The organism is Ancylothrix sp. D3o, assembly GCF_025370775.1.
Classification (GTDB): Bacteria; Cyanobacteriota; Cyanobacteriia; order Cyanobacteriales; family Oscillatoriaceae; genus Ancylothrix.
On record NZ_JAMXEX010000006.1, the window covers coordinates 269,315 to 282,410 of the forward strand.

The window sequence follows — 13,096 nt, forward strand, 5'->3', positions numbered from 1 at the left end:
TTCACTTCAAGCGCGTTTAGAGCATTATGGCAATTTCTATAAAAACACCCTTCAAAACCGAACCGGCAAAACAACCAAACCTTAACCAAACAGAAATTATCACCCTCGACGTCAGCGGAATGCGCTGCGCCGGCTGCGTCAAAGCCGTAGAACGCCAACTCACACAACAAACAGGCGTCCTTTCGGCCAACGTCAACCTAGCCATGCAAATTGCCCGTGTTGAAGTCCACACCGGCACCATTGACCCCACAAACTTAGCCGCAACCCTAACCCAAAACGGTTTTCAAAGCTACCCCCGCCTCTCCAACTCCCACACCAGCCAAACCGAAACCAAAAACCGCACCCGCAAAGAAATACAAAAACAAATTTATCAACTCATAACCGCCGGTTTCCTAATCCTTCTTTCTGGAATCAGCCATTTACAATCAATTGGTCTGAACATTCCTTTTTTCCACAACATCTGGTTTCACTGGGGACTAGCCACCCTCACCCTTTTAGGCCCAGGACGTTCTATCTGGCTGGATGGAGCCAAAGCTATTTGGCGCAAAGCACCCAACATGAATACACTAGTCGGTTTAGGGGCCACCGGCTCCTATCTGGCAAGCTGCATTGCCCTTTTATTTCCCTCATTAGGATGGGAATGCTTTTTTGACGAGCCGGTGATGCTTTTAGGTTTTATCCTCCTCGGACGAACCCTAGAAGCCACAGCCCGAAGACGCGCCAATTCTGCCATTGAATCACTCTTAAATTTACAACCACCCACCGCCAGACTAATTACCAATCCCAGCCAAACAAGCACTCAAGAAACCCTAGAAATTCCCATTGATCGTATTCGCGTTGGGGAATGGGTACAAGTCCTCAGCGGCGAAAAAATTCCCGTTGATGGCCAAGTCGTAGCCGGCACCTCCACCGTCAATGAATCAATGCTCACCGGCGAATCACTCCCCATCCTCAAACAACCAGGAAGTACCGTAACCGCCGGCACCCTCAACCAAGGATCTCCCCTTACCATTGTTGCCACACACACCGGCACCGATACAGTCCTTGCCCAAATCATTCAGCTAGTCGAAGAAGCCCAAACCCGAAAAGCCCCCGTCCAAAAACTTGCCGATACCGTCGCCGGCTATTTTACTTACGCCGTCATGGCCACCGCTTCCCTCACCTTTCTATTTTGGGAGTTGGCCGGTACAAAAATTTGGCCCCAAGTTCTCCATCATGCCACTCAAATTAACGCTTCCCACACACACCCCACCCTTGACAATTCCCCACTTTTATTAAGTTTAAAACTAGCCATCGCCGTATTAGTCATCGCTTGTCCCTGTGCTTTAGGACTAGCCACCCCAACCGCTATACTTGTTGGCACCGGCACCGGTGCAGAACGCGGTCTTTTGATACGCGGTGGCGATGTTTTAGAAAAAATCCATCAAGTCGATACCGTAATTTTTGACAAAACCGGCACTCTCACCACCGGTCAATTTACCGTCACCGATATCTGGCCGGTTCACCCCCATTTAGATGATTTAATTCCCAGCCCAGAATTTATCGAAAACTTAAAAAACCTTCCTACCGCCAATCTCTCATTTCTCCCCACACCCGAAAACTTAAAACTCCTTCAACTCGCAGCCACAGTCGAAAGTGGGGCCAACCACCCCTTAGCTCAAGCAATTTTAGACACCGCCCGCAATTTGCAAATACCTTTATTAAACGCTGTCGATTTTTCCGAACAGGCCGGTTTTGGCGTAGCCGCATTTGTCGAGCAAAAACCAGTCATTTTAGGAACAGCCGCTTGGTTAACTAAACACGGCGTTTCAATTTCCAGCCAAACCGAAAAAAATGCCGAAAATTTAGCCAAACAAGGCAAAACCGTCGTTTATTTAGCCGTTGGTTCTGAATGCACCGGCCTGATTGCCTGTAGCGATCAACTCAGAAGCGATGCCAAAACCACAGTAGACTCCTTAAAGCAAATGGGACTAGCCGTGATGTTGCTCAGCGGCGACCGTTTAGAAGTAGCTTTGCAACTGGCTTTACAGTTAGGGCTAACACCGGCAGAAGTCAAAGCAGGTATTCGTCCTGATGGTAAAGCCGCCGTAATTGAAAACTTACAAACCCAAGGCCGGCGGGTGGTAATGGTTGGAGATGGCATTAATGATGCACCGGCCTTAGCAGCAGCCCACGTTGGGATCGCTTTACATTCAGGCACAGGCGTTGCGGTAGACACCGCTGGGATCGTTCTGGTGCGAGATTGTTTAATGGATGTAGTGCAATCAATTCAACTGAGCCGGCGTACTTTGATCAAAATTCGGCAAAACTTATTCTGGGCCTTGATTTATAACATTTTGGCGATTCCTGTGGCTGCCGGTGTGCTTTTGCCGATGTTTGGTTTTTCCCTGAGTCCATCGGTTGCCGGTGCTTTGATGGCCTTTAGTTCCGTCAGTGTGGTTAGCAATTCTCTGTTTTTGCGCTCAAATTGAACTAGCATCTCAGCCACAACCGTTTTCTGAACTTTAAAATCTAAAATCTAAAATCCCCAACAATGCCCCCTGTGTTTCTGTTGCTTGATGGTTAAGGCATACAAGCTACAAATAAATGGGGGGCTTTTGAGGGAGCGAAGAAATTTACAAAGATTAACTAACGGTACTTTCGACCAAATGCCATTGACGGTTATGTTCGATAGCGTACTGGATCAGGTTAAACATTTGCCGGCAGTGATTGTCAGCGTGCAAAGGCAATTCTTCGTTTTTTAAGAGAAAATTCATCTTTATGGCTTCATTGTCATCCACTGGCCGGTCAATGATCACTTCCACCGTCACCAGCTTGGAAAAAGTCACTTGGCCGGGGGTTTCACGCGCCATCAGGTAGTCGCCAGTGTCGTATATAATCCCACAATGGCAGGATTCAAGAATATCGATGACTAATTGCCTCAAGCGATCAATCGGAACCGCAACCACAAACAAACCAGTGTAGCGAGCCATAGGCAAATCCCCCAGACACAATATAAAAATCTACCCGATCATAGCGAACACAGACCGCCCTACCAAGGGTTTTATGCCTGACTTATGCCGGAGCTCGTTTCAAAAACTAAGTTATTTTTGATAATATGCTAATATCTTGATCTAATAGCGAAGGCCGGCAAAAAGCTTATCTTTAATTTACCTGCCTGCACGGAGCAGCAACTCTAGGGCAGTTTACCTCCCAGCTACCTTCTGTCCTCCAACCTTAGCTATCTCCCCCATTGCCTACGAGAGCGCTATGCTTGTTGTAGTTTGGGATAAGTTACCTGGCAGTCAATTAGATGCAGATTTGCTTTTTCTGCTCTAGTCTAATTAGCAGGTTTTGGAACCCACCCCCTCTATAACGGGGATTTGAGGTTTCCGCTTATTTTGGCGGCACTCAATTTTTTCTTGGCTGAGAGGGTGAGGCGCAAAAGTTATGGTATTTCGGTTATTGTGCGGGTATCCCAACCAAAAACCACTTGCCAAAAGTACAGCTTTTGCGATAAAAGAATAGAAGGTAGCTTCCAGACCACCGGATCATCTACGCTATTGTCAAAAAGTGGAACTGAGAAGCATCGTCTGCAAAGTATTTGCAAAATTTAATCATGGTTAAAGCTTTTATGAGCCAGCAGGTTGTTCACCCGATGGAGAAGTTTCAGCGTCAGGTGCGCTCTCTCGTTGAAAAAAAGATTCTGAAGCCAACGGATAGTCTTTGGAAAATTTCTCTACTCTATGGGGATGAATGGCCCTATTGGAAAAACGAATTGCAAGAATTTGACTTCTCTATGCAAGATCCCGTTAGTATGTTGCTGGCGGTTGAAACTTGGGAAGATGAAGAGTAAAGCTTGCCCAGAGCCTTTGCACAGCTTAAGCCTTTACAAACACGCCGCTAAAGCTTTAGAAAGTTCGCGGGCTGTTTGGTAGCGATTGCTAGGTTTAGGTTCTGTTACGCGGTCAATAACGCTTCGCAGTTGTGGTGTAATCGTGGGGACTTTCTCCACATTAAACCGATATTCTTGTTCTCGCCGTCCGTAATACTGGTGAGGACTTTGGCCGGTTAGTAAAAAAATTAGTGTCGGGCCAATTGCGTATAAATCAGACTGCGTAAGGGGTTGACCTCTGTTTTGTTCTGGGGCGCTGTAATCAGGAGCGCCGATGCGCGTCCCTAAAGGAGTGCCAATTTCTTTGACTGCACCAAAATCAAGAACCACAACGCGATTATCGATGTGGCGCACCATTAAATTTGCCGGTTTGATATCGCGGTGAATAATGGGGGGAATTTGACTATGGATGTAGTCTAATACCTCACAGGTTTGAATCATCCATTCAATGGCAATTGCCGGCAAAACCGGCCCGCGTTCATAAATTTTTCTTTCTAAATCCTGACCATGAATTAATTCCATAGCCAGGTATTTTTTATTTTCTTCCACGAAAAAGTCAAAAAACTTAGGGATTCCGGCGTGGTTAAGCCCTTGCAAAATCCGAGCCTCGCGTTCAAAAAGTTCGCGGGCTTTGGCAATTTTTGCCATATCGGCATTCATTTCTTTAACCACCAACAACTGCGGCGGCTTGCCTTTAGTGGTGGGGCGCTCACAGGCTAAATAGGTAGTGCCCATCCCGCCTTTTCCCAAAGTTCGTAAAATCAAATATTGGTGAATGGTGCGCTCTACTTTCACCGGCGCTCCACAATGAATGCAAAATAAATTACCAGGGGGGTTGCCGCTATGAGTGCAACCAGGGCTGCTAATTTCCAAGCGCAAAATCGGCCCGCCCTTGGCCAATTCAATCAAAATCCCATCTGAAACAACGCTTTGAGAAACCCGGTTGCCATTAATAAAAGTACCGTTCGTACCATGATTAACCAGCAACCATTTGTCATCCTCCGTTAGGCGTAATTCCGCATGAAAACGAGAAACCAGCAAATCATCAATCACCACTTGATTATCTGGTGACCGGCCAATACGAATCACTGGCTCGTTATCAAAATGCCACTGCTGGATAACTTTTTGTGTTGGCCGGTCTAAAAGAGTTAGAGTACGCACGCGCCCGATTTCAATCCAAAGGTACTAATTTGTTATCGTCTCCAAAACCAGACAAACAAACCTTAAGCTTTCCCTGGCTGAACTCGCGCCCGAATTAAAATAGCCGTGATATTATCGTGGCCGTTATATTGGTTAGCGAGATCAATAAGCTGCCGGACACCAGTTTCCAGACTGGTATCTGGGCTGAGATAAGGTTGCAAGTGTGTTTGCCAGTGCTGTTCTAATAAATCATTATCCGTGAGTCCATCAGAAGCAAGAAGCAACAGAGTATCTTCTTGCAATTCAAAAAACTGGACATCAGGATGGACAAAATCTTCTCCGCGTGGCCCTAAAGCTTGGGTAAGTTGGTAAGCATCAGGACGAGAGTAAGCCGTCTGGGCGTCAACACCTCGTTTAATTTCCCGCTGTCCGACTTCGTGATCTACCGTCAATTGTTTGAGGCCGTGCCGACGGGTTAGGCTATAAAGCCGACTATCTCCAACGTGAGCCACCGCTAACTGAGAATCTTGCACCAAAGCTAACACAAGGGTAGTTCCCATCCGCCCGCTGCCAGAACTCATTTCTTTCTGGTTAATTTCATAGATAGCCTGGTTTGCCTGTTTGACACCGAGACTGATTTCCGCTTCGCTGGGGAATTGATCGCCGCACTGGCCTTGAAAATAGCCTCTGAGAGTCTCCGTTGCCATTGCGCTTGCGACTTCACCCCCGGCGTGTCCCCCCATACCGTCGCACAAAATATAAAGACAGCGAGCGTGAATATTGCGTTTTTGAGGAGTTTGCAACGTATTTATAAGTGTTTCGATGCCAAAAAAATCCTCGTTATGGTCGCGCTGCTTTCCTATATCTGTAGCTCCAGCACTTTCTATAGATACCACTTGCAATGGTAGTATAATAGTAGGCATATCGTCGTCGAGATCATCGTCAGGGTCAATTGCCAGAGGGGCTGTATGTTCGAGTTCATCTGAGATAGCATCAAGCCCTTCTCGCAATGTATCAATGTCTTGCACTTTGCCTTCGGTCATGTCGGCAAGCAATGCTGTTACAGAGCCCAATTGTGTACGCTGGGACTGCTGAAAGAACCATTCCCACAACCCGCCTAATTCTTGTAGGGTTAAAACAGTATGGGGTTTTTCGGGATACAGACGTTGCAGACAAAGATTGCCGCCTTCATCGACTCGGAGATTTTGTATTTCGAGTAAACTTTGCCGGTGTTGGGGGGAAAGCGCCTCCCAAAGATCCATCATTTTATAAAGCCAGCCTAAAAGGTTAATTGGCCCATTTTTGTCATTGCCCCACTCCTGTGAAAGCAAGGGTAAATGGGAGCGATCTTGGAGAACCAAAACTGTAATTTCTTCCTCTGTCCAAGCATCGTGAATTACTGGCAGGTTTCTTTGTAATTGGGGTAAAGCAGATAAATAAGATTGAGCGAGTTTCGGAATTGCCCAAACTTCCACACTATTTGCAAGTTGTTGTGATGGGTTTAAGGAAACGCGGGAAGCGACCACAGCAGCTAAAGGAGAAAGCAGGTAGGGCTTACAATCTAAAACCCGTACCTCAATTTCCGATTCGGCGGCATCTTGGGGGGGCAAGACTTCGAGAAGTTTGTAACGCCGTTGGGGGTCTAAAAATTCTTGTTTAAAAATAGAGGGTGAGGTTGGGGAAGAAACCGGCTCTGTCTCTGATGATTCTACCGGCTCGGTTTGAGGAAGTTGGAATTCTTCGGGTTCGGCAAAACGGGGTTGAAAGACTGTAGGTTGGCCGGTGGTGACAACGGGTAAGTTTAATATTTCGGTGGTTTCTTCGTCTTCAAAATCGCTCGGCTCTTGGGAAGTCTCGGTTTCTACCTCTGGCGGTGCGGTTTCTGCTGTTGGTTCTATGTTGTCGAGTTCCAGTGTCGAGGCCGAAAACGGTTCAACTTCATCGGCATCAGAGACGGCGGGTAATTCTTGAGTGGAGGTGGGTGCCGTATCTAAGGAGATAAAGACCGGCGTAGAGGTAAGGGGGGCCACATCGGGGGCTAACTGCTGGGTAAAGGTGGCCACCGGCGCACCGGAAATTACTGCCAGCCAAACGGTTCCAACCATTTCACCGCAGCTTTGACAGTCGAGAGCGTCTAGCGGCACTTTTGTTTGACAGGTGGGGCAAGTTTTTTGAGTTAGAGAGGTGCCGCACTTTTGACAAAAGTTGTTTGTGATCGGGTTGTGGAAATGACACTGAGGGCAGACAAGCATTTTGGGATGTGTTTTTGCGATTATTGTAACTGCGTTTCAGCCGGGGCATTAAAAAATGCCGTTTTCAGCGGCTTGCTTGGAGCGTGCGAGCCGGTCACGGTTGGCCTTTGTTTTCCTCTGCGTGCACCTTTTTTCTAAAATATGCGGCAATTCGACGGCTGGAATTTCGGCCCCGGAGTGATTAGTTTTTATTGTATCGTTCGAGAGACTCAGCCCCGACTTTTAGGGGAAGTGTTTTGGCGCTTGTTGAGGTTGGGGTTTTTTTTTTGAGAAAATCGCCGCCGACAGGCTTTGAGGGTGCCGGTTTGGATACAAGCTGCTGAAGAAGTTTAATTTCTGCGGGGGTTAAGTCTCGCCACTGTTCAGGTTGCAGGTTTCCTAGTTCTAAGGGGCCAATGGCTACTCGCAGCAGGCGGAGGGTGGGGAAGCCTACGGCGGCGGTCATTCGTCTTACTTGCCGGTTACGGCCTTCGGTGAGGGTGAGTTGCAGCCAAGCTGTGGGGACGTTTTTGCGAAAGCGGATGGGGGGGTTGCGTGGGGGTAATTGGGGTTCGACCGGCAGTATTTCTGCAAGAGCCGGTCTGGTTTGCTGGTTTTGGATGGTTACGCCTTGCCTTAGTTGTTGAAGGGCTGTTTGATCGGGGATGCGTTCTACTTGTACCCAGTAGGTCCGGGGGTGAGCGAAGTTGGGATCGAGTAGTCGGTGTTGGAGTTTGCCGTCGTTGGTTAATAAAAGCAGTCCTTCACTATCAAAATCGAGACGACCGGCAGGGTAGACGGATGGCACCGGCACATAGTCTTTAAGGGTTGGTCGGGGGTTCTGGGGATCGGGTTCTGTAAATTGGCTTAAAACGCCGTAGGGTTTGTAAAAGAGTAAATAACGATAAGACACTTTGGGGATGCCTGAGTTTTTGAGTTGATGGGTTTTAGGTTTCTCCAGAATATCTGGTTTAATAGGTTGTTTGGGTAGGTTTGTGGGAGTTCAGCTATGGGGCTGATGTTGAGATTGTTTAAAAAAAAAGCGCAGATGTTTTGGAGGGGTTAACAACTCTGCGCTTTTGAGTGATGAGGCTGTGTTGATGATTTTTTAGCGAAAAATGTCTTGTTGCTTTGTCATTTGAGGGGTTTGTTTGTTTGTTAAGGCTGGCTGAAGATTAAAGGTTAGGGTTGGTGTTTGGTTTGGTTTGGCGACGCGGGTTGTGTGGTTGCCAGAAGGGGATGACAAGCTCATCAGTAAGTTGAGCAAGAACGTTAGGATAGCGGCTTGTAGTAGTTTTTCGAGCATCGCAGATTACCCTCTGTTTGATGTTTCCTCACTCCTCATTTATGAATGGTCACTGCGAGGGCTTTTGATCCATTCGAGTCTGGTGACGGGGGGATCAAGTGAGGGTTCCCTTTGATGTTGGCTGTTAGGTTTGGGTTTCTGTTTCGGCTGGTTCGAGGGTTGTTGGTTCGGGTGGGTCGGTTTCTGTGGCTGTTTCTTCAGCTTCTGGGATGGGTGAGGGTTCTGTTGCTTTTTCTTCTAGGGCTGGGGTTTCTACGGTTGGAGTTTCTAAGGCTGGAGTTTCTAAGGCTGGGGTTTCTACGGTTGGGGTTTCTACGGTTGGGGTTCCTACGGTTGGGGTTTCTAGGGTTGGGGTTTCTACGGTTGGGGGTTCGGGTTCGGGCGCCGGTGTGGGTTCAGGCGGTGGGTTGAAGGTTGGATCGATTAGGGCGCGGGCCATGCTGGCTGAGAGTTCGCCTTTGAGGAGTTTTGATAGGGTGTCTTGGCCTTTGGGGTCGTAGGTGATGAGTCGGACTGTGTTGTTAAAGGTGTTCTTGATGGGGTTGCCTTGTTCGTCAAGAAATTCGATTTGTACCCAGTTTTTGCCTGGGGTGAAGCCTTTTAAGTAGATGGGGTCCCAGCGATCTAAGATGAAGGTTTCGCCGTTAACGGTGACGCGAATCCGCCAGTCGGCGATTTCATCGTTTAGGTTTTGGTTGGCGACTAAGTGTAGGGGGGCGTTGGTGAGGTAGAAGTCTAGCATGATTGGTTCTGCTCCGTAGCTACCTTGGGGTTGGCTGTAGGTGAGCAGGGGCTGGCTGACTTCGGGGGTGTTTTCAAAGGTTTTGCTGAGGATGTGAAAGGTTGTTTGGGTGTAGGCTCCTTCGTTTTTAAAACTTTCGTACCAGGGAGTTGTGGCAAATAGTCTTAGGGTGTGGGTTCCGGGGGTGATGTTTTCTAGGGTAATGGGTTGGTTGAGGTCATAGATGGGTATGTAGGGTTGGTTGTCGAGGATCAGGTGAAGGTGGGGGCCAAGTCCTAAGTCGGAGTTTTTGAAAACTGGTAAATCTTGGACTTGTAAGCGGACTTTGACGGTTGTATCTGCTAGGATTTCTTCGGGTTTTGGACTTAAAATGGCCACTTGAGGGCGATAAATATTGAGGTTGTCTCGCAGTTGTTGGATGAGTGGGGGTGGGGAAACTTCGGATATTTTTGGTGCTGATTGAGTTAATGTGTCGCTTTGTTGGTTGAGCCGGTCTGGTGGTTCATTTCGATTGCCACAGCTAACTAAACTGATAGTTAAAATAAGTGCGATTAATGTTGAGAGTGCTGCGAGTGCAGTGCCCCGCCAGTTGATGATAAACACGCAGGCGATCCTCCTTATGCGAGTGATTGAATTTTTTAATTGAATCCTAGGGAAAGATTCAATGATGTGAGGGGTAGTGGTTTGGTTCGTAATGAGACTAATAACCATATTCCCAGGTCTTGGCGCTTTAGAAAACGTTGTGAGGAGCGTGGTTTGAGTTAACGAGACTAGGGGTAGTAATGCTTACCTTTCAACGACTTTATGTAACGGTTTGTTGAGTTTTGTTACGTTAAAGGGTTTACCTCTTGACTTTTGGCGAATGTTTGGATGTCTAAGGAAGATAGCATCAAGGGTCTGGGTTTTTGAATTATTGTTAAGTAAATAGAAACTCTTGTCGAAGGTAGGCATATAATGCTTCAACAGCAGCCACCCGATAAGGTTGAATGTCCCTGTCCAAATAATTATTTGGATTTATAATGGATGTTGCCTGCCGAAACTTGATAGGGAAGAGCAGCAAGAGCAAAAAGCGAAAATGTTCGCGCAAAGCGATAGCTTGCACTAAACTATAAAAGTTAAGAAGCCTGCCTGAAGTTTCTCTAAGAGCCGGTGTCCTACTTAACAAAAGATGGATTGCCGAGCAAGAAACTTTTATCGGGAATCAAAGCTTAACGGATAAATTAATTTATCCGATGGGGGCAACCCCATAAACCAATGAGTTGAAAGAAATTTCAGGTTATTGGAATGTATTTTCTCGTTCCTTGTCTCGAGAGAGGAGAGTCTCCATGACGATAAGCCCTCCGGAGCGAGAGGCAAAAGTCAAGGTTGTTGTTGATAAAGACCCCGTTCCTACTTCTTTTGAAAAGTGGGGCAAACCCGGTCATTTTGATCGCACCTTGGCTCGCGGGCCAAAGACCACAACGTGGATCTGGAACCTGCACGCCAACGCTCACGATTTCGACAGTCATACCAGTGACTTAGAAGATGTATCGCGCAAAATTTTTAGCGCACACTTCGGCCACTTAGCAGTTATCTTCATTTGGATAAGTGGTGCTTATTTTCACGGCGCTAAGTTCTCGAATTATGAGGCTTGGCTGACGAACCCGACGGGCATTAAACCTAGTGCTCAAGTGGTTTGGCCGATTGTTGGACAAGAAATTTTAAATGCTGACGTGGGCGGCGGTTTCCATGGGATTCAGATCACTTCGGGTCTGTTCCAATGGTGGCGAGCCAACGGCATAACAAACTCCTACCAGCTTTATGTAACCGCGATTGGTGGCTTGGTGATGGCAGCTTTGATGCTGTTCGCCGGCTGGTTCCACTATCACAAACGCGCTCCTAAATTGGAGTGGTTCCAGAATGTGGAATCGATGATGAATCACCACTTGGCAGGTTTGCTGGGTCTAGGCTGCTTAGGTTACGCAGGGCAACAAATTCACGTTTCTCTGCCGATCAATGCTTGCATGGACGCAATTGATGCGGGCAAACCGCTGACGCTGGGAGGTAAGGTAATCGCCTCGATTTCAGACATTCCGCTGCCCCATGAGTTCATTTTGAACCCCAGCTTGATGTCTGAACTGTATCCCAAGGTTGATTGGGGAATTATGAAGGGTGTAATGCCTTTCTTTACCCTCAATTGGAGTCAATACACTGACTTCTTAACCTTTAAGGGCGGTTTGAACCCGGTTACAGGCGGTTTGTGGCTAACTGATACAGCCCACCACCACTTGGCTTTGGCAGTGCTGTTTATCGTTGCCGGCCATATGTATCGGACAAACTGGGGCATCGGCCACAGTATGAAGGAAATCTTGGACAACCACAAAGGCCCGTTCACGGGAGAAGGCCACAAGGGTTTATACGATATCCTGACAACTTCTTGGCACGCCCAATTGGCGATTAACTTGGCAATGATGGGTTCATTGAGCATCATCGTGGCTCACCACATGTACTCGATGCCTCCCTATCCTTACATCGCCACAGACTACCCCACGCAGTTGTCGTTGTTTACCCACCATATGTGGATTGGCGGCTTCTTAATTGTGGGTGCCGGTGCTCACGGCGCGATCTTCATGGTGCGTGATTATGATCCAGCGAAGAACGTCAATAACTTGCTGGATCGGATGATCCGTCACCGCGACGCAATTATCTCTCACCTGAACTGGGTGTGTATGTTCCTGGGCTTCCACAGCTTCGGGCTATACGTCCACAACGATACGATGCGGGCTTTTGGCCGTCCGCAAGATATGTTCTCGGATACCGGTATTCAGCTACAGCCGGTGTTCGCACAGTGGGTACAAAATATCCACACTTTAGCTGCAGGCAACACTGCTCCGAATGCTCTGGCTCCGGCTAGTTATGTCTTCGGCGGTGATGTGGTCGCAGTGGGTGGCAAGGTGGCCATTATGCCAATCGCGCTGGGTACAGCCGATTTCATGATTCACCACATCCATGCCTTTACCATCCACGTCACGGTTCTGATTCTGTTGAAGGGCGTTTTGTTCGCTCGCAACTCTCGCCTGATTCCTGATAAAGCGAATTTGGGCTTCCGCTTCCCTTGCGATGGCCCTGGTCGCGGCGGCACCTGTCAGGTGTCTGGTTGGGATCATGTGTTCTTGGGTCTGTTCTGGATGTACAACTCTATCTCGATTGTGATTTTCCACTTTAGCTGGAAGATGCAGTCGGATGTGTGGGGTACGGTGGAGCCTGATGGTTCCATCAGCCACATCACCGGCGGTAACTTTGCTCAAAGTGCGATCACGATTAACGGTTGGTTGCGTGACTTCCTGTGGGCACAAGCTTCTCAGGTGATCCAGTCCTACGGTTCGGCTCTGTCTGCTTACGGTTTGTTGTTCCTGGGCGCTCACTTTGTTTGGGCCTTTAGCTTGATGTTCTTGTTCAGCGGTCGCGGCTACTGGCAAGAGTTGATCGAGTCTATTGTCTGGGCACACAACAAGCTGAAAGTTGCTCCTTCTATTCAGCCCCGCGCTCTGAGCATCACTCAGGGTCGCGCTGTGGGGGTAGCCCACTACCTCTTGGGAGGAATTGCTACAACTTGGGCATTCTTCCTGGCTCGCATCATCTCTGTGAGTGGTTAGCGAGTAACGATTTCTGGGTTTTGGGTTTGATACCAGTTGGTGTCAAATTCAAAACCCTAAATTTCCAAGTCCCCGCAACAGAAAGTAAGGACTTATGGCAACAAAATTCCCAAAATTTAGCCAAGACCTGGCAGCAGATCCAACAACACGGCGGATCTGGTACGGGAT

General features: G+C 48.0%; 9 protein-coding genes. 3 read left to right on the forward strand and 6 right to left on the reverse strand.

Features of this window, described 5'->3' with window-relative positions; translation table 11 throughout:
* The first annotated feature begins 26 nt into the window (after positions 1-26).
* Entirely contained in the window at positions 27-2,471 is a 2,445-nt protein-coding gene (locus NG798_RS14045; RefSeq protein ID WP_261223905.1) for a cation-translocating P-type ATPase, read from the forward strand.
* Between the two features lie 153 nt (positions 2,472-2,624).
* Here NG798_RS14045 and NG798_RS14050 read toward each other — a convergent pair whose 3' ends face one another.
* Positions 2,625-2,972 carry a hypothetical protein gene (locus tag NG798_RS14050; RefSeq protein WP_261223907.1) on the reverse strand — a complete coding sequence of 116 codons (348 nt, stop codon included), beginning with the start codon at positions 2,970-2,972 and terminating at the stop codon, positions 2,625-2,627.
* 641 nt (positions 2,973-3,613) lie between these two features.
* Between NG798_RS14050 and NG798_RS14055 the strand changes: the two genes are divergently transcribed.
* Positions 3,614-3,835: a DUF4327 family protein gene (locus tag NG798_RS14055; RefSeq protein ID WP_261223952.1), complete on the forward strand. Its 222-nt coding sequence runs from the start codon at positions 3,614-3,616 to the stop codon at positions 3,833-3,835.
* Between the two features lie 33 nt (positions 3,836-3,868).
* Here the strand turns inward: NG798_RS14055 and NG798_RS14060 are convergent, their stop codons facing one another.
* The 5 genes from NG798_RS14060 to NG798_RS14080 form a co-directional block, all read right to left on the reverse strand.
* Positions 3,869-5,044 (reverse strand): serine/threonine-protein kinase, encoded by a 1,176-nt coding sequence (locus NG798_RS14060; protein ID WP_261223954.1) that lies wholly within the window; start codon positions 5,042-5,044, stop codon positions 3,869-3,871.
* Positions 5,045-5,097: 53 nt separating this feature from the next.
* Positions 5,098-7,266: a serine/threonine phosphatase gene (locus NG798_RS14065; protein WP_261223909.1), complete on the reverse strand. Its 2,169-nt coding sequence runs from the start codon at positions 7,264-7,266 to the stop codon at positions 5,098-5,100.
* Between the two features lie 181 nt (positions 7,267-7,447).
* Positions 7,448-8,158, reverse strand: a complete 711-nt coding sequence (locus NG798_RS14070) for a pseudouridine synthase (RefSeq protein WP_317619598.1) — start codon at positions 8,156-8,158, stop codon at positions 7,448-7,450.
* A 195-nt stretch (positions 8,159-8,353) separates the two neighbouring features.
* Complete coding sequence (locus NG798_RS14075; RefSeq protein ID WP_261223911.1) at positions 8,354-8,551, reverse strand: hypothetical protein; 198 nt, start codon at positions 8,549-8,551, stop codon at positions 8,354-8,356.
* Positions 8,552-8,675: 124 nt separating this feature from the next.
* Positions 8,676-9,896 carry a hypothetical protein gene (locus tag NG798_RS14080; RefSeq protein ID WP_261223913.1) on the reverse strand — a complete coding sequence of 407 codons (1,221 nt, stop codon included), beginning with the start codon at positions 9,894-9,896 and terminating at the stop codon, positions 8,676-8,678.
* A gap of 722 nt (positions 9,897-10,618) precedes the next feature.
* Between NG798_RS14080 and psaA the strand changes: the two genes are divergently transcribed.
* Positions 10,619-12,928 carry a photosystem I core protein PsaA gene (psaA, locus tag NG798_RS14085; RefSeq protein WP_261223915.1) on the forward strand — a complete coding sequence of 770 codons (2,310 nt, stop codon included), beginning with the start codon at positions 10,619-10,621 and terminating at the stop codon, positions 12,926-12,928.
* Positions 12,929-13,096: the final 168 nt, after the last annotated feature.

Coding starts and splice junctions, on each gene's coding strand:
- NG798_RS14065 (WP_261223909.1), bottom strand. CDS start 7,266: ATGCTTGTCTGCCCTCAGTGTCATTTCCACAACCCGATCACAAACAAC.
- NG798_RS14055 (WP_261223952.1), top strand. CDS start 3,614: ATGAGCCAGCAGGTTGTTCACCCGATGGAGAAGTTTCAGCGTCAGGTG.
- NG798_RS14075 (WP_261223911.1), bottom strand. CDS start 8,551: ATGCTCGAAAAACTACTACAAGCCGCTATCCTAACGTTCTTGCTCAAC.
- NG798_RS14050 (WP_261223907.1), bottom strand. CDS start 2,972: ATGGCTCGCTACACTGGTTTGTTTGTGGTTGCGGTTCCGATTGATCGC.
- psaA (WP_261223915.1), top strand. CDS start 10,619: ATGACGATAAGCCCTCCGGAGCGAGAGGCAAAAGTCAAGGTTGTTGTT.
- NG798_RS14045 (WP_261223905.1), top strand. CDS start 27: ATGGCAATTTCTATAAAAACACCCTTCAAAACCGAACCGGCAAAACAA.